The following is an 18654-nucleotide window of genomic DNA, read 5'->3' as shown; positions in this document are numbered from 1 at the left end:
AAAGAACTACTATTTGCGGCTAATAACACCTTAATTCCACACCGTCTAAAACCAGGCTGCATCTTACAGGAATCAGTTGCCTCTTCCCTCCTCACTTAAAATATCCTTCATGAAAATTAGGGAGCGATCCAGAACTTGCCGACCGGGAGCGATATCCAGGTTAAACTGGTATTCATGGGGCAAGCCCGGCTGAAAACTGGATGGGTAAAACACTGTGTCCACTTGCACTTGCAACGCGGCCAGTTTCCTGGCCAGCCCAAGCGACTGGGACAATAAGGGATCTTCATTACCCGCAGAGATAAAACTGGGTGGGAAGCCTGCAGTGACATAGTTCAGTACAGATGCCGTATGCAGGGTGGGATGATTCCTGAAATCCTTGCGGCCACCATAAGACCACAACACCGTTCGCAGGAAGTCACCAAAATTACCTGAAAAGTTCAGGTGGCTGATGTCATAGATACCGCAATACAATAGCATACCAGCTAACAGGGACCGGTCAATGGAGGGGCGGATACCCAGGGTGTCAGCATAGCCGCTGTCACTGATCAGGTTCGCCACTTGTGCCGCGATCATGGAGCCGCCCGAATCGCCTGCCAGGAAGATCTTCGAAGCATTGATGGGGTATTTGTTGGCATTGGCCTTTAAATAGCCCAATGCCTGGTTGCCCTGGCGGATGGGTGTTGGGAATTTGCCCTCCGGCGCAATGGTGTAATCAACGGAGGCTACGGCGTAACCTTTGGAGGCCAGTATCCTGCAGTAATTTCCTACCTGTCCTTTGTCACCCGAGATCAGCCCACCTCCGTGAAACCATACAATAAGGGGAACCTGCTTGCCGGGGTCCTTCAGGGAAGAAGGGTAATAGAGATCGAGTAGGGCATCCTTATCTGCCGGATCATAGTGCAGGTCCATTACCGCAGTAACACCCGGAGGCACATGCTTTTCCAGCTCCTTGTTCATTTTGATGCCACCTTTGTTGAAGGCATAACGAATAAGCATAGCCGAAGGCCATGGACTTAACTGGAAGGAAAGGAAGACGGCAAGGATCAGCAGGACAAGGATAATGCCAATGCGGAAGAACAGGGATCGCCCTTTGCTGGCAGCGGAAATGGAGGATAGGTTCATGAGTGGGAAGGATAGGTTAAGGAATAGAATCGTTGTATAAATCTAGGTAGGATTGGGGGTATTTCCAATTCGAGAGAGAAGTAACGCAAAGTCCACAAAGAACCGCGGAGAACGCAAAGGGGACCCATTCATTGCGGTCATTACATGGCCATCCCTCCTTCGCAGCGCTACGGCGGGCAAGGTGCGTTATCAATTTCTTAAAACAAAAATGCCGGGAAATCATCCCGGCATTTTAATTCTATTACCCTTTAATCACTTCAACTTCTTCAGCTTCTTCAACTCTTCCTTATCTGCCTTCTTCAGGCTGATGGCGACACCACCACTGGCGGCCAGTTGCTGCTTCAGTTTTGATTTTTTGTTCACCAGCACCTTGTAAATATTGTACTGCTGGGGATTGGTGATATAATGCGCGTTCTTCCCATCTTCGTAGATGGTGGCCACATAATAATCATCGGCATCCAGGAAACTGAAATCGATGGTGGTCACCCTTGGGTTCTCATCGGTGATGCCACCCACAAACCATTCTTCCTTGCCCTTGGCCTTGCGGGCAATGGTGATGTAATCACCCGGCTCGGCCGACAGGATCTTGGTATCATCCCAATCAACGGCTACATCCTTGATGAACTGGAAGGCATCGGGGAAGCGCTCATAGTTCTCGATCATATCGGCAGCCATTTGCAATGGACTGTACATGGTCACATAAAGTGCCAGTTGCTTCACCAGGGTAGAAGTAACATAACGCGAATCACCGGGCTGGTAATAATCCAGTCGGGTCTGGAAGATACCCGGTGTGTAATCCATCGGCCCTCCCATCAGTCGCGTGAAGGGAAGGATAGTGGTATGGTCTGGATTATTCCCGCCAAAGCTCTCGTATTCTGTTCCACGAGCGGCTTCCGCTGCAATGGCATTGGGCCAGGTACGGTGCAGGCCGGTTGGGTGCACTGACTCATGTGAGTTCACCATGATACCATATTGGGCGGCTTTCTGGATCACCCGGTTGTAGTGGTTGATCATCCACTGGCTGTAATGGTGCTCACCGCGGGGAATGATATTGCCTACATAACCGGTCTTCACTGCATTGTAGCCATGGTTCACCATGAATCGGAAGGCAGTATCCATCCAACGCTCGTAATTGGTGGCGGCACCTGAGGTCTCATGGTGCATAATCAGCCTTACGCCTTTGGAACGGGCATAATCCGTCAGCATCTTCACATCAAAATCAGGATAAGGGGTCACAAAATCGAAGACATCTTCCTTCGACTTGCCGAACCAGTCTTCCCAGCCTTCGTTCCAGCCTTCCACCAGCACCCCATCGAAACCATGCTTCGCTGCAAAATCGATATACTTTTTCACATTGGTATTATTGGCACCATGCGTCTTGTTCGGGGTCAGCTTCTTGTAATCGGTAACGCCTAACCGAACATTATCGATATCGGTATAACTCCAGCTGCCTTGTCCAGGGCAGAACATCTGCCACCACACCCCGATATATTTCACCGGCTTGATCCAGTCCGTATTGGCGATCTTGCTCGGTTCATTAAGGTTCAGGATCAGCTTGGAAGCCAGGACCTGCTCTGCCTTCTCCGCTACTACAATTGTGCGCCAGGGCGTATGGAATGGGGTCTGGATATAGCCCTTCCTGCCTTGCGCATCGGGCGTGAGATGGGCCTTCAACTGGAAGCTCTTTGGATCCAGTTCCACATTCATGGCTGAATAACCAACCAATGCTGCTTCGTGGATATTGAGGTACACACCATCCGGACGCTTCAGCATCAAGGGGGTCTGTAGGGCCATGGGCACAATGGTTTGGGACGCATTGCCTTCATAGCTCTTGTCGAAGAGGGCAGGTACTTCAGAAAGGTTGGAAGTCGTGTACTTGTATTCTTCCGTATCGTAATCACCGGCGATCCACCAGGCCTTATGGTCACCATTCAAGGCGAACTGGGTAGCTTCTTCCCTGATCACGAAATAGTTCAGGTTGGGCTGCTGGGGGAACTCATAACGGAAACCCAACCCATCATTGAAGAGGCGGAAACGCACCAGGATCTCGCGCTGCGTGGAAGGCTGGCGAAGGGTTATGGCCAGTTCATTATAGTGGTTGAGGATGGTCTTCACTTCGCCCATCACCGGGTTCCAGCTTTCCTGGAAGGAGTTGGTCTGTTGGTTCTTCGCGAAAAAGCCACCGGTAAGGGAGGGCGCATCGAAGAGTTCCAAACCCAGTCGGGAGGGCCTGATCAATTCCTTACCCTTGAACCGCAGCTGGTACTGCGGGATGCTATCGCCCAGGCTGAACTGCAGTTCCAGCGCACCATCGGGCGATTGGATGGTCTGTGCAAAAAGAATGGGCGCCACCATCAGCGCCAGGCAAATACTGAATAATCGTTTCATGCAAACAATATTAATAGGACAATGAAGGGCCGGAAAAAACCAACCTTTGCGTCAAATATACGCAAAGGTTGGGAAGGGCGGGAAATGCATTGCTGGGGCAATTTATTTTCTACCAAAAAGGAATCTCACGAACAGAACCCCGATAGAACAAGAATTTTGAGCCCCAGTGAGGACTTCCGAAGGGGACCCCGTTGCAAAAAGCCGAATAAACTAATGCATTCAACAGCCCATCCGATTATACAGACAACTGTGATCCTTATACTAATAGCAACAGTCATTAATGATTGCTAATAATAATCCTCGGATTATCCCCTCTAACCCCAGCGGGGTCTCCCGAAGGGGACCCCGATGTATAAAAGGCGAAATATTTATGCATCCAACAGTTAAGCTAATCTTCCAACTACCCGTTGGTCATAAGACACAACGGGGGCTATTACATATTATCACCACATAGGATTTCTCTTCGAGAGTCCCCGATTGATCTCCATCCTACATTCATCAGGGTCCCCTGCGGGAGACCCTGCTGAGGTGAAAATGTGTACCCACATTTATTTTTACCCCAGCGGGGTCTCCCGAAGGGGACCCCGATGTATAAAAGGCGAAATATTTATGCATCCAACAGTTAAGCTAATCTTCCAACTACCCGTTGGTCATAAGACACAACGGGGGCTATTACATATTATCACCACATAGGATTTCTCTTCGAGAGTCCGCGATGGATCTCCATCCTACCATTCATCAGGGTCCCCTACGGGAGACCCTGCTGAGGTGAGAAACTTACACCCCAAACCTCAGCGGGGTCTCTCCTAGAGGACCCCCGATGACCCTCTACCCCGCTATTCATCAGGGTCCCCTTCGGGAGACCCTGCTGAGGTGAGAAAAGGTGTACCCACATTTATTTTTACCCCAGCGGGGTCTCCCGAAGGGGACCCCGATGTATAAAAGGCGAAATATTTATGCATCCAACAGCTAAGCTAATCTTTCAACTACCCGTTGGTCATAAGACACAACGGGGGCGACGGGGGCTATTACATATTATCACCACATAGGATTTCTCTTCGAGAGTCCCCGATTGATCTCCATCCTACCATTCATCAGGGTCCCCTGCGGGAGACCCTGCTGAGGTGAAAATGTGTACCCACATTTATTTTTACCCCAGCGGGGTCTCCCGAAGGGGACCCCGATGTATAAAAAGCGAAATATTTATGCATCCAACAGTTAAGCTAATCTTCCAACTACCCGTTGGTCATAAGACACAACGGGGGCGACGGGGGCTATTACATATTATCACCACATAGGACTTCTCTTCGAGAGTCCCCGATTGATCTCCATCCTACCATTCATCAGGGTCCCCTGCGGGAGACCCTGCTGAGGTGAGAAACTTACACCCCAAACCTCAGCGGGCGCGGTCCGAGAGGACCCCGATGACCCTCTACCCCGCTATTCATCAGGGTCCCCTGCGGGAGACCCTGCTGAGGTGAGAAAATTACACCCCAAACCCCAGCGGGCGCGGTCCTAGAGGACCCCGATGACCCTCTACCCCGCTATTCATCAGGGTCCCCTGCGGGAGACCCTGATGAGGTGAGAAACTTACACCCCAAACCTCAGCGGGCGCGGTCCTAGAGGACCCCGATGACCTTCTACCCTGCTATTCATCAGGAGTGAGATGATAGTTTGTACTATTCCTCTGATCACCCCTCGCCTATTATTGTAATGTAGTTCGGAAGGATTCCCGCTTATTTTATCCCTATAATCCTGTTGTCTGTATAAGGTTTGGTCCAGGTGATATTCTTCCTATAGCTTGGTTGCCCATTGAAAATTTTTTGCCATGCGAATCTTATCAAGTCTTGCTATTGCTTTGCTATGGTGCTGCTTTCTAAGTCCAGCACATGCTCAGTCCTTTTCCTGCTATCCTACCAACTGGTGGGTGGGCATGACCACCAACCGGGTTCAACTGATGATCCGGAATACCGGTGCATCCATCGACATTCAAAAGGTCAGCCTTCAGTACCCCGGTGTACGAGTGGAGAAACTCCATCGTACGCCCAATCCCCATTACCTTTTGCTCGACCTGGTAATTGAACCAGGCGCCAAAGCAGGGAATGTGCCCATTACCCTGAATAGTAAGGGCAAGTCCCTCACCATTCAATGGCCACTCCACAACCGCAGGGGTGGCAATGGAAAGGATTATGCGCGAGGGGTGGGTTCTGAAGATTTCATCAGCCTGCTGATCACCGACCGGTTTGCCAATGGTGACCCTGCCAACGACCGCATCCCGGGCATGCGCGACCAGTCGCTGAACCGCGACTCCATTTACCATCGCCATGGCGGCGATTTCCAGGGCATCATCAACCACCTGGATTATTTCCGGTCATTGGGTGTGACCGCACTCTGGCTCTTGCCGGTGCAGGAAAACAATATGCCCAACCGTACAGAACATGGCTATGCCATCACCGATCATTACACCATCGATCCCAGGTTTGGTGGTGAAGCCGGATACCTAAAGCTGGGCGACAGCCTGCGCAAACACAACATGAAGCTCATCCTGGATGCCGTGTACAACCATATGGGCCTCTATCATTTCCTGGCACAGGATCCTCCGGCACCGGACTGGCTGCACCAATGGCCCGCCTTCACGCAAACCAACAGCAGGGAACAAACGCTTTTCGATCCCTATGCGGCTCCCTCCGAACATAAGAAAATGGTGAATGGCTGGTTTGTTAAGGAAATGCCTGACTTCAATCACTCCAACCCCTTTATGGCTACATTCTTAACCCAACACCTGATCTGGTATGTTGAAAAATTTGGGGTTGATGCCATCCGCGTGGATACCTATACCTATAATGACCCTGTATTCAGCAATGCCTGCAATGAACAATTGCTCAGGGAATTTCCCAGGCTCACCTTGTTCGGCGAATCAAAGGTGAATGGTGTACTCAACCAGGCTTACTATACGCAAAACAACCTGGACCTTCCTTTTAAAAGCAATATGCCGGGAACCCTGGATTTCCAATGCCTGCAGAACGGCATTATCCCCGCCCTGATGGAGCCGGTGGGCTGGATGAGCGGCGTGTATAAACTCTACAATACCCTGAGCCAGGACATGGTGTACAAGAACCCCATGAACAATGTGCTGCTGCTGGACAGCCATGACGACAACCGGTTCTTCTCCGAAGTAAAGGAGGATGTCCGCAAGCATGAGATCGCCTTCCAGTGGTTGCTCACCTGCAGGGGCATTCCCCAGATGTATTATGGTTCTGAAGTGTTGATGAAGGGACTGAACAATCCCGATGGATGGTTGCGCCAGGATTTCCCGGGCGGGTGGGAAGGTGATAAAAAGAATGCCTTTACCGGTGAAGGACTCAATGCAGATGAGCGCAGGGTGCAGCAACTGGTGCAACAACTGGGAAGGTACCGGCTCGGGTCGAGTGCGCTGAAGAAGGGAAAGATGATGCATTATGTCCCCGAAAACGGCGTATATGCTTACTTCCGCTATGACGATAACCAGACCGTTATGTGCATCATGAATACCAGTGAGCACAAACAGGCGATCGATTTCCGCAAGTACACGGAAAGGGTGAATGGGTTCCAACAGGCGACCAATGTGATCACCAATGAAAAACTGGCACTTGACCAAGCGGCAGAAATACCGGCCATGAAGATGTGGGTGCTTGAACTATCAAGATAAGTTAGCGCATACGCTGGATGGCCTGGCTGGCCGTTTGCGCATAATGGCGACCGATAGGAATATTGGTCTTGTTGATCTCCACATAAGACGGCGTATAGCTGTCGATCTTATCCAGGGCAATGATAAAGGACCGGTGGACCCGGAGGAATTTGGTCGCCGGGAGCCGCTCTTCCATATCGGAAATGGAAGAATAAGTCAGGAACTGCCCTTTAGCCGTATTGACCAGCAGGTAATTCTTTTGCGCTTCGCAATAGAAAATATCATCGAGGAAGACCTTCACCATTTTCTTCTCGCTTTTGATGAAGATGAAAGGATTACCTGCGGCTGCGGCCAAAGTTTCAGGAGAGGCTTCCACGGGTTGACGGGTCCTGAAGAATCGGTTGATGGCACGAAGGAAGCGGTCGAATGCGATGGGTTTCAACAGGTAATCGACTGCCTCCAGGTCGAAGCCATCCACCGCATATTGCGGATAGGCCGTAGTAAAGATGACAGCAGGCGGATCAGCCAATGACCTGATAAGACTAACACCTGAAAACCCGGGGAGGTTAATATCGCTAATGATGAGGTCAACCTTTGCGGATGCCAGGTAGGCCAAGGCTTCTGAGGCAGTAGAAAAACTCGCTACCAGTTCCAGCTGGTCGAGCCGGCTGATATACAACTCAAGGAGTTCCGCTGCCGGTTGTTCATCTTCTATGATGATGCATGTTGCTTTAGGATTCATGCAGATCGGGCTTTAATTTCAGGCAAACAAAGAAACGCTCCTCACCGGCATTGATCTTAAGGCTGTGCTGCCGCGGATAGACCAGCTCCAGTCGCCGCCTCACATTATCAAGTCCCAGGCCCTGACCCATCGCCGGTTCAGCATATTGCTGGCTTTCAGGCACTTTCTGTCCCATCGAATTCTCGATCTTAAAGGTAAGCTCCCCATCCTTCACTTCCACATAGATCGTGATCCAGGGTAACGATCGATCTGTACTGCCAAAATGCTTGAAACTGTTCTCCACAAAAGGCACCAGGATGAAAGGGATGATATTCATGTTTCTGGTATCGCCCTCCACATGAAAACTAAGTTCCACCCTATTGCCCAGCCGGTATAACTGGAGTTCCATATAATCCCTGATGTATTGCAATTCCTGTTCCAGCGCAATGGACGGGCGCTCGCTTTCATAGAGGGAATAGCGAAGCAGGGAAGCAAACTTCATGATCATGCGCGGCGCATCGGGAGATTGTTGCAAGACGCTGGAATAAAGGTTATTCAGGACATTGAAAATAAAATGCGGGTGGAACTGGCTCTTGAGGAACCTTAATTCCGCTTCCATTTTCTCTGCCTGTACGCGCTGGACCGTATTCTTTTCTTCCATCCAATAATAGAAGAGCAGGAAGGCCAGGGGAACGGTCACCACGAACTGCAACTTGATGATCGTGTACAGCAAGGTAGGCATATGGAAGAGGTCATCCTTCTTCCAGTTGACAAGGACATATTCCAGGATAATGTAGTTATCGATCAAGCGCTGGAGGATAGCGGCAGCCGTGATCAGGAAGACATAAATAAGTGTAAAAGCAATGAAGCGGCGCTGCAACAGGTACCTGTTCACGAGCCATTCCATCACCAGGGTAACGAAAAACAGTTTTGGCGGCAGGCTGATCAACTCATTCAGCAAGGCCGTGCCGATATCACCCGTTGGGAAACCCTGGATGATGCCAAACAGCAATACATAGGCCACCCAATACCTGACGTATGCGGCTGTTTTGTTGAACTGGAAAGCAGGCGGTTGAAATGACATCCTTTCGAAAATGCAGCTAAAATACCCTAAAATGGGTTTTGCGGGCTGGGGCAGAAACCAGTTTATACAAACGACGAAAATCAAAGGATAAACAGCAGGTGGGTAAGGAATGGCTTGGTTGTTAATGGGGCCACGAAGACACTAAGACTCAAAGGAACATCAAGCCGCCTTAGTGAAACTTCGTGCCTTCGAGTCTTCGTGGCCAATACCCAATAGTTCTTAATATTTACCCAATACCCAAGGCAAAACCAGTACAAAAGCCCTAATTTAACCCCAGCGGGCGCGGCCGAAGGGGACCCCGATGTATAAAAGGTGAAATATTTATACATCCGCCAGCTAAGCTCATCTTCCAACTACCCGTTGGTCATAGGCCACAACGGGGGTTTGGGGGGATAGTACATCTCATTACGCCAGCAGGCGTGGTGCAAAGGACTCCCGATGAATTTCTCTCCTACTATTCATCAGGGTCCCCTCCGGGAGACCCTGATGGGGTTTAAAACTTCGAGTCTTCGAGTCTTCGTGGCTAATACCCAAGAGTTCTTAATATTTTTCCAATAACAAAGGCAAACCCATTACAAAAGCCCTAATTAACTAATTTTGCACCCTGTAAACCTCTACACCTTGCTGATCATGAAAACAGCCTTGAGATCATGAACTCCAGGGTCCACAATTAATCTAAGGCCACCATAACTTATTGGGTGTTTAAAACTTATCCATGTCAATATCTACCACTGCAGAGTTACTGGGAATGCAAAAAGTGAGTGAAGCCGTTGCGTTCACCCTGAAAGAGATGATGCGCTATGCCGCGCCGGGCATGTCGACCAAGGAATTGGACGATTATGGCGGCAGCCTGTTAACGAAACTGGGCGCAAGATCCGCACCCAACCTCGCTTACGGCTTTCCGGGCTGGAGTTGCATCAGCGTGAACAAGGAATTCTGTCATGGTATCCCTTCCAGCAAGACCATCCTGCAGGAAGGCGACCTCATCAATATTGATGTATCGGCGGAGCTTAATGGTTATTGGGCTGATAATGGGGCATCTTTTGTGTTGGGCACAGACCTTCATGGTCACAGTGACCTGGTGGAAGCTTCCAGGGCCATCCTGCGGACCACTCTCAGCCAGATCAAAGGCGGGGTAAGGATCGCGGACATCGGGCTACTGATGGAAACCGAAGCAAAAAAGAAAGGGTACAAAGTGATCAAGAACCTGGGCGGCCACGGTATTGGCCGTGCCTTGCATGAGCAACCCGATGAACTGCTCAATTACCGGAACAAGTTCGATAAGAGAAGATTCAGGAAGAATTCAGTGGTGGCGATCGAGACCTTCATCTCTACTGCTTCCTCCTATGCCGATACCCTGAGTGATGGATGGACACTGGTGGGTGATAAGGGTGGTTATATGGCGCAGCATGAGCACACCATCATCATCACGGATGGCGCGCCGGTGTTGTTGACGGAGGGTAATGGGATTTTTAATTAAGGAATAGGAGGAGTTTTAGTAACGCAAAGTCCGCAGAGAACACGCAGAGACCGCAAAGGGAATAAACCCTTTGCGGTCCTTTGGGAACTTTGCGTTACTTCTTCTCAATAATGGTAACCAATGATTTTTTCAACCACCCCTTCAACCAAACCTTATCCCCTATGTAAAATACCCTAACTTAAAGGGTCAACCAAACTTATCCCCAACCATACCGCTTATGGTACGCCTCATCCTTCTCAGCCTCTCCTTCCTCACCTGTCTTTCAGTTGCCAGGTCACAAGAGTCCAACCAGGTATTATTTGAAAATGTAAGGGTATTCGATGGCAAGTCTATGCTTTTATCCGAGCCCATGAATGTCCTGGTCAGCAACAATATCATCAGGGAGATCAGTCGCTCACCCATCACTATCGACGCCAACACCATCCGCATCAATGGTTCCGGCAAGACCCTCATGCCCGGATTGATCGATGTGCATGTCCACCTGACCTTTGGCGCACTGACCATGCAGGAAATGATGTCGCCCGATTTTTCGGAAAGCCAGCTGATGCAAAAAGTAGGTAGTTCCGCGGAACGCATGTTGCTACGCGGCTTCACCAGTGTGCGGGATGTAGGCGGCCCTATCTTCCCCTTGAAAGCGGCTATTGATGCCGGTAAGGTCAAAGGCCCAAGGGTATGGCCTTCCGGTGCAGTGGTGAGCCAGACAGCAGGCCATGGCGATTTCAGGACACCTGCGGAAAAATCAAGGCGATTCTTCGGCACCCCATCCAGGGCAGAGACCTATGGCGCTACCTTCATTGCCGATGGCCGTGACGAAGTACTGACTGCTGTCCGCGAGAACCTGCGCTTCGGTGCCAGCCAGATCAAACTGATGGCCGGAGGCGGCACTTCTTCTGCTTATGATCCCGTTGACGTAACGCAATACACCCTCGATGAGATGAAGGCTGCGGTGGAGGCCGCGGAAGACTGGGGCACTTATGTTACCGTCCATGCCTATACGCCAAGGGCGGTGAGAAGGGCGATCGAGGCCGGTGTGAAATGCGTGGAGCATGGACAATTACTGGATGAACCCACCCTGCAATTGATGGCGCAGAAGAGGGTCTGGCTGAGCCTGCAGAACCTGGTAGAAGATACCCCTGATATGGATTCCCTGCGCAGGGTGAAGCGTAAGCCGGTAATCGAAGGACAGTCGAAGGTCTGGCCCATGGCCAAGCGGCTGAAGGTGAAACTGGCATGGGGAACCGATTTCCTCTTCGAACCTGAATTGAATGAACAACAGAATGCTTATATCCTCCGGTTGCAGAAATGGTTCACGAATGCGGAGATACTAAAGATGGTCACGCATGATAATGCGCAGTTGCTGCAACTGTCGGGCTTGAGAAGTCCCTATCCCGGCAAGTTGGGTGTAGTAGAAAAAGGCGCTATGGCGGACCTGTTGCTGGTGGATGGCAATCCATTGCAAGACCTGAAACTCATTGCATCGCCTGCTGATAAGTTTGTGGTGATCATGAAGAATGGGGTGATCGTGAAGAATATTTTGGGGAAGTAATTTTTAATAACGCAAAGAACGCAGAGAACACGCAAAGAACGCAAAGCTTGTAATCACTTTGCGTTCTCTGCGTCACCTTCGCGGACTTTGCGTTACTTCTTCCTCTTACCTTTGCACTCCACCAGGATTCTATCTTTCTACATGCAAATATCCACCGCACTCCTCAACCACTTCGGACTCACCAATGAAGAATTGGCAGTTGTACTGCCCTTCTTCCAACTCCTGGATTATCCCAGGAGCAGCTACTTCCTGCGGGAAGGCAAAGCGGTGGACCGCATCGGTTTTATCAAGGAAGGTATTACCCGGGAATACTTTATCGCAAAGGACAAAGAGATCACGAAATTCATCGGCACAGCCGGCAACTTCATCTCCGATGTTTCCGGCGTCAATTTCGAAACGGCCTCGCGATGGACCATCGAAACCGTTACCGATTGCCAGATCTATACCCTGCTAAAGCAGGACCTCAGCACTATCAGGGAACTGCTGCCAAGATGGACCAGCATCGAAAAACTATTCACGGCCAAATGCCTGCTCTCCGCCGAGAACCGGATCCTGGAACACCTCCAGCTCAATGCCGAAGAACGCTACCTTAAGCTGCTGGAAGAAAAACCTTCCATCTTCAATTATGTGGAAGGCAAACATATCGCTTCCTACCTGGGCATTACCCCCGAAACCCTGAGCCGCTTCCGCAGCAAGCACAGCAAATAAGTTCTTGATATTTATCAATTCGGCTGTAGCTTTTACCAGCGCAATTTTGTTGGCTAAAATTCAGAACATGCAACAATTGTGTAAACCTATCCTGTTCTTCCTTATCCTCTTCACCACTGTTGCCTGTGACAAAACAGGCAGCCGTCCCCCCGCACCTGGTCCCGCCAGGTTGGTCGAGGCAATTGAAAATAATTCAACCCTGCAACGGTTGGTCTATGATGAAGAAGGCCAACTGGCCCATGTGCAGCAACTAGATAAGCTCTCCAACCTGCTCCTGGTGCATGAATATGATCATGGAACAGCACAACAAGTCCGCCAAGTAAGGATCGGGACCGTCATCTACCAGGTGGAAGAACGACTGCCAGGCATAGTGGCCATCACGACCAGCTATCAAGGCGGAGAGCAACTGTTCTACGATGAACTGTTTTATGAAGGCGGCAAGCTGATGCAGCACATCAATTACAGCTATCAAGGCAACCAGAGGCGGGAAGAAAACAAATATGTGTACAGCTATGATCCCGATGGGAACCTGGCCCGGATCCACCTGCTGACCCATTGGGAAGACGAATGGAAACCTTACGGGCGGATCGAGTTTGGGCCTTATGCTGATCAACCCAATCACCTTTCAGCCTTCGACCTCCTTCATCCCGACCTGAATTTCCAGCTACCTTTGATCCTGGACTGGAATGGTTCCACCTTCCGCAATGAGCCACTCGAGATGCGCACCTATAGCGCCGCTGGTGATTTGCTGCAGCGCCATGTTTTCGAATATGAACACGACAACAACAGGCGCACCCAAAGAAGGGAAACCATCTACTTCCAAAACAACCCCATATCAAGGGATACCCTTCATTATTCCTACAAAGATTAAAACGTCATGAGAGTTAGTGTAGAACCCTACCATCCCCAATGGAAGCAGCGCTACAAGGAACTGGAAGCAGAGCTGCAACAATTACTGTCGGGATTGGATCCCCATATTGAACATATAGGCAGCACCAGTGTGGAAGGGCTTTCCGCCAAACCCACGATCGATATCCTGGTAGGACTTGCCCATGTAGAACCTGAGGAAACGGTCATCCGGCTCATCAACCATCCGTATATCTATATCCGGGCCTTTACAACGGCCATGCCTGAACGAAGATTCTTCATCCGGATGAAGGAGGATAAAGGCTATCCTGCCATCATTGACGATGCCGCAGCAATTGATGACACCATCAATCTCCACAAGCTGGCGCATATCCATATCGTCGGCTACCGAGGTGCGTTCTGGGAAAGGCACCTGGCCTTCCGTGAATACCTCCGGAACCATCCCGACGTGAAGCAGCAATACCAGGACCTGAAGCTGGAACTCAGCCAGCGTGATTGGCCCGATGCCTTTGCCTTCAATGAAGCCAAGACTGCATTCATCAAGGAAAAGGAAGCGCTGGCCTTGCAATGGTGGCTTGCACAGCAACAAAACGGGAAGCTATGAGTCATTACAGGATCAAGCCGATCGCCTATGCCACCAACGTTAGAACCCGACCTTCGGATGACCATTGGGGTGAGATCGTCACCGTCATTGAACTGGATTCTGAAGTGCCTGCCTGTTCCCTGGCCAGGATCGAAGACTTCTCCCATCTCGAGATCATTTATTGCTTCCACCTGGCCAATCAAAAGGATCGTATCTGGGCAGGCCACCCGAGGGAGGATCCGGACTATCCCTTTGTGGGCATCTTCGCGCAAAGGAAAAAGGACCGGCCGAATAGCCTTGGGCTCTGCACTGTAGAGCTCATTAAAAAATCTGGCCGGAAGATCTGGGTAAGGAATTTTGATGGCATTGATGGCAGTCCCATCATTGATATCAAACCCGTCTTCCGACAGTTTGAACCAAGCAAATCCATTCGTCAACCCGAATGGGTCGATCATCTCATGCAACACTATTGGTAATACCATGAATACGGTAAAAGCGCATTACGACCAGCACCTGGCGGATCATTATGGCTGGATGCTGGGCAATACCGAGACCAGGCAATCGGCATTCCGGCTCTTGCTGAACCTTAATGCCATCTATCCTGCTTCCACCAGGCTGGCCCTTGACCTGGGTGCCGGCAATGGCCTGCAAAGCATCGAGCTGGCAAGGATGGGGTTTGATGTGATGGCCTTCGATTTTTGTGAACCACTCCTGGCGGAACTCCGCTCCATGGCAAAGGGGCTGCCCATCGCTACCATTGAGGCCAATATCCTGGACTTCAGGAAACAACTACAAAGGACACCGGAGCTGATCAGTTGTTGTGGTGATACCCTTACCCACCTGGGATCGATGGAGGAGGTGAGGCAATTGATCGCAGATGCGTATGAGGCTTTGAGTGAAAAGGGAAGCCTTGTCCTGTCCTTTCGGGATTATGCCTATCCCCTGACCGGCACGGACCGGTTCATCCCGGTCAGGCAGGATGATGAACGCATCCTTACCTGTTTTCTGTCTTATGGGGAAAGGAAGGTTACGGTGACCGATCTCCTGCACCTGCGGACGGAGAAGGGCTGGGAGTTAAGGGTGAGTAGTTACGAGAAATTACGGTTGTTACCAACGGATGTTATTTACCTGCTGGAGAAGGAAGGTTTTTCGGTGGCCTGGTTCGAGCGGCAGCAGCAGGTGATCAATATTGTGGGGAAGAAGGGATAGATTTTTGTAACGCATCGCGCCCGCCGAAGCGAAGGAGGGAAGTAGGTAATAACCATTTGATGGGGTTTCAAGCACACAATACATTGGCTACGCCAATGAAGGTTTCCAATTGTAACGCAAAGTCCGCAAAGAAACACGCAAAGTCCGCAAAGAAGGATTAACTATTGAGAGGTTTTTGAGAACGCAAAGCATTGGCTACGCCAATGAAGGTTTTTTTCACCCCATCAGGGTCTCCCGGAGGGGACCCTGATGAATAGTAGGAGAGAAATTCATCGGGAGTCCTTTGCGACCACGCCCGCTGGCTTGATGAGATGTACTATCCCCCATCGCCCCCGTTGTGTTTGATGACCAACGGGTAGTTGGAAGATGAGCTTAGCTGGTGGATGGATAGATATTTCGCCTTTTATATATCGGGGTCCCCTTCGGGAGACCCCGCTGGGGTTAACGAACGCAAAGCATTGGCTGCGCCAATGAAATCTTACACCTCAGCGGGCGAGGTCAAAGAGAACCCTGATGGGGCATTAAGTCAAACAAGTCTTCGCGTTCTTCGCGGTTCTTCGCGGACTTTGCGTTACTTCCTTTTCTCTTACAAATTATCCTTCCTTTCAACCGTTAATCAAAATGCCCCTTCCCCTGCACCCATCATGCAGCGAAAGCTTCCCCAATTCTTTCAATATTGCAGTAAGCCCCATTGGAGACCCATCCATATGAAAAAGATGAAAGCATATATACTATCAGGAATTGTGATGCTGGTCCTAGGCAGCGCCTATCTGACCTATACCCAACCCTGGCAGGAAGAAGACTCATTCAATGCATCTTATTCCCTTACCACTATCGAACCCCATCGCTTTGACTATATCAAGGATAAATATACCGTAGCCCGACACTGGATAAGATTGGGTGAGCCGGGTTCACCAAATGCCTTGTCAGCATTCCTCTACCTTCCCGTAACGACCGACAGTACTGCCTTACAGGATGTGCTACCCATAAAGGAATGGCAGGAAGCACACCTGGCCTTCACCCAGCGGAAAGCTGGTCCCACGATTGGTTCGAAGGCCGCGGCCGCCCAGCAACGATTGGCCATTGGCGGGAAAGCCCCGCAACAAACCATGCCCTTACTCTTGTTTGGTCCGGGATTGGGATGGTTAGCAACCGACTATTCTTATTTGCTGGCCTCATTGGCCAGTAAGGGGAATATCGTGGTGGGTATTTCCGCCTTGCCCATTTCCAGGCTGGTCTATTATCCCGATGGCAAGGTGGAAAAGATCGATAAAGTAATTCCCGACTATACCCTGATGGGCGATCACCTGGCCAGGGGTATCGAAGCCATCCTGAAATATGCAGAAGATCCTTCCAGTCCAATCTATGGACGGGTGGACAAGGAGCGCGTAGTCGCCATGGGGCATTCGGTATCGGGGGCATCATCGTTGATGGCGGCAGCCAAACAGGAGAAGATCAGGGCGGTCATCAACCTGGATGGTGATGTAACGGGTTTATTCGAGGAGATCAGGCCCACCCAACCGATCCTGTACATCACTACCCAACCCCAGGGAGTGGATAGCGAGAACATCGGGAACTGGCAAGAAGACCGCAGCGAAAGGCGAAGGGATCTGGCTTTTGTGAATAATGCCAGTCGTTCCCGTTCCAGTATCCGCATCAAGATCCCCGGCATGTACCATTCCGATTTCCAGGATATCGCGATGATGAAGGATAGTATTGACAACAGCTATAACCGGAAAAATTTCGGGAAGATTTCTTTTGCCAGGTCAACAGAAATCATCACCAGTGCGATCGCGCTTTTTGTGGAGAATGGTTTCGGAAAAGGCGAGTATTGGGAAGTGTTTGCGAAGGAGTATGGGGTGGGAATAAGCAAGTAGGGAATATGCTGATTCTTGTAACACACCTCTCTCACCGAAGCAAAGCTAAGGCGGGAAGGAGACACAAAGGAACACACAAAGTCCGCGAAGAAGAATTGACTATAATTACCCCATCAGGGTCTCCTGAAAGGGACCCTGATGAATAAATAACGCTATTATTAATTTGACATCGGGGTCCCCTTCGGGAGACCCCGCTGAGGTTCTCAATCATTTCCTTCGAAGATTCTGGCAATGCAATTACACCCAGCGCCGCTGTTGCGTGTTATCACCAACAGCTTTTAGACGTAAGCCAGTAGCAATGTAATCTTTATAACCTCAGCGGGAGACCCTGATGGGGTGTAAATTTCACTATGAGAATCTGTAGTTTTTTACACCCAGAGCTACCGGCTGATTATTCAACTACTCATTCCATTTCAACCGCTATTGACTATTTCAAAAAACGAAACTCCAATAAATTACCTTAATTCGCTGTTGTTATGCTATTCGCCCATCCCACCAAAAACGGAACTGGTATTGCCATTTATGGCCATAAGGATGAATTATCAATCCTCCACAGCACCATACATTTTATTTCGGATGTGCTGGATGAATCGCATCCTATTCAGTTTGCCCATCATCAATTATTGATGAACCTAGCCTATGAAGTAAGGAAAGCAGGTGATGGTTTGAGACTAACCCAATCTATGCCCCTCGATGACAATGAAGGCATCAGTTATGTACTCGGATTTCAAATAGCATGGACAGATATCCTTGTATTTACCAACATTCTAAGGAAGTATGTAGGCTACCGGGAAAGCAATAAATTACAACAGGCAATCCTATACAATCTCGAATACTGTCTCGAAAAAGCCATGACCGATTATGACCCAATAGGTTCTGTGCAATTAAAAGAATATATTGGGGAAAGGATCAATATGCATAGCGAATTTGATTTCATCCTCTACCAGGCTTTACACATCAGGTTTGTCACAGAACGTCCCGGCAAGATTAGGTTTAGAAAAATTACCAAACTTATTGACGGGTTCTACTTTGAATGGAATAAAGACTATAAAGAAACTATCGCCAACGTTAAAAGATCAGCAAAAGAAAATAATTGCGATTGGAAAGATTTGAGTTTTTCCGAGTTCCCTGATATAGTCTGGTAAACATACGCAACCCAAATAAAATTTCAGCAACCCCCTTCTATCAAATTTGGTGCAATATGAATACTGAAAAAGTATTTAAGTGCGATACACCTGGATCTCTTTCAGAAAACTCAAGTGAAATGTTAGGGTAATGAAATGCCCTGCTGAGGTATAATTGTCGATGCGTTTAATACCCAGCATAAGGGGGATAACGTACCCAAACATTTCCAGGATCATCCCTTCCACTTGTGTAGCTGTTTTAGGAGAAGCTAAATCGG

The 18654-nt window shown here is 49.7% G+C and carries 14 protein-coding genes; 10 read left to right on the top strand and 4 right to left on the bottom strand.

Going from position 1 to position 18654, the window contains the following annotated elements:
* Positions 1–72 precede the first annotated feature (72 nt).
* Together KJS94_RS14590 and KJS94_RS14585 are read right to left on the bottom strand one after the other, a co-directional pair.
* Complete coding sequence (locus KJS94_RS14590; protein ID WP_214448218.1) at positions 73–1122, bottom strand: alpha/beta hydrolase; 1050 nt, start codon at positions 1120–1122, stop codon at positions 73–75.
* Between the two features lie 252 nt (positions 1123–1374).
* Positions 1375–3510: a glycoside hydrolase family 97 protein gene (locus KJS94_RS14585; RefSeq protein ID WP_214448217.1), complete on the bottom strand. Its 2136-nt coding sequence runs from the start codon at positions 3508–3510 to the stop codon at positions 1375–1377.
* 1828 nt (positions 3511–5338) lie between these two features.
* Between KJS94_RS14585 and KJS94_RS14580 the strand changes: the two genes are divergently transcribed.
* On the top strand, positions 5339–7198 hold the full coding sequence (locus tag KJS94_RS14580) for an alpha-amylase family glycosyl hydrolase (RefSeq protein ID WP_214448216.1): 1860 nt from the start codon (positions 5339–5341) through the stop codon (positions 7196–7198).
* A 1-nt stretch (position 7199) separates the two neighbouring features.
* On the opposite strand, the gene KJS94_RS14575 is transcribed toward KJS94_RS14580, so the two are convergent.
* Complete coding sequence (locus KJS94_RS14575; protein ID WP_214448215.1) at positions 7200–7919, bottom strand: LytR/AlgR family response regulator transcription factor; 720 nt, start codon at positions 7917–7919, stop codon at positions 7200–7202.
* Entirely contained in the window at positions 7909–8982 is a 1074-nt protein-coding gene (locus KJS94_RS14570) for a sensor histidine kinase (RefSeq protein ID WP_214448214.1), read from the bottom strand. The genes KJS94_RS14575 and KJS94_RS14570 overlap by 11 nt, the downstream gene beginning before the upstream one ends.
* 715 nt (positions 8983–9697) lie before the next feature.
* Here KJS94_RS14570 and map point away from each other — a divergent pair.
* The 9 genes from map to KJS94_RS14525 all read left to right on the top strand — a co-directional run bounded on the left by map (position 9698) and on the right by KJS94_RS14525 (position 18397).
* Positions 9698–10462, top strand: coding sequence for a type I methionyl aminopeptidase (gene map / locus KJS94_RS14565; protein WP_214448213.1), 765 nt, complete (start codon positions 9698–9700; stop codon positions 10460–10462).
* Between the two features lie 217 nt (positions 10463–10679).
* The gene (locus KJS94_RS14560; protein ID WP_214448212.1) at positions 10680–12008 is read left to right on the top strand and encodes a metal-dependent hydrolase family protein; all 1329 of its coding nucleotides are present in this window, start codon (positions 10680–10682) and stop codon (positions 12006–12008) included.
* A 141-nt stretch (positions 12009–12149) separates the two neighbouring features.
* Positions 12150–12716, top strand: a complete 567-nt coding sequence (locus KJS94_RS14555; protein ID WP_214448211.1) for a Crp/Fnr family transcriptional regulator — start codon at positions 12150–12152, stop codon at positions 12714–12716.
* A gap of 67 nt (positions 12717–12783) precedes the next feature.
* The gene (locus KJS94_RS14550; RefSeq protein ID WP_214448210.1) at positions 12784–13587 is read left to right on the top strand and encodes a hypothetical protein; all 804 of its coding nucleotides are present in this window, start codon (positions 12784–12786) and stop codon (positions 13585–13587) included.
* A gap of 6 nt (positions 13588–13593) precedes the next feature.
* Entirely contained in the window at positions 13594–14187 is a 594-nt protein-coding gene (locus KJS94_RS14545; RefSeq protein WP_214448209.1) for a GrpB family protein, read from the top strand.
* A complete protein-coding gene (locus tag KJS94_RS14540; protein ID WP_214448208.1) occupies positions 14184–14642 on the top strand; it encodes a TrmO family methyltransferase domain-containing protein in 459 nt (152 codons plus the stop codon). Before KJS94_RS14545 ends, KJS94_RS14540 begins: the two co-directional genes overlap by 4 nt.
* Before the next feature lie 4 nt (positions 14643–14646).
* Complete coding sequence (locus KJS94_RS14535) at positions 14647–15375, top strand: class I SAM-dependent DNA methyltransferase (RefSeq protein WP_214448207.1); 729 nt, start codon at positions 14647–14649, stop codon at positions 15373–15375.
* Positions 15376–15845: 470 nt separating this feature from the next.
* Complete coding sequence (locus KJS94_RS14530) at positions 15846–17252, top strand: alpha/beta hydrolase (RefSeq protein ID WP_214448206.1); 1407 nt, start codon at positions 15846–15848, stop codon at positions 17250–17252.
* 476 nt (positions 17253–17728) lie between these two features.
* Positions 17729–18397, top strand: coding sequence for a DUF6904 family protein (locus tag KJS94_RS14525; RefSeq protein ID WP_214448205.1), 669 nt, complete (start codon positions 17729–17731; stop codon positions 18395–18397).
* The last annotated feature ends 257 nt before the right edge of the window (positions 18398–18654 follow it).

Source organism: Flavihumibacter rivuli (assembly GCF_018595685.2).
In the GTDB taxonomy this organism is placed as follows: Bacteria; Bacteroidota; Bacteroidia; order Chitinophagales; family Chitinophagaceae; genus Flavihumibacter; species Flavihumibacter rivuli.
This window is presented reverse-complemented; position numbering and strand designations above follow the sequence as displayed.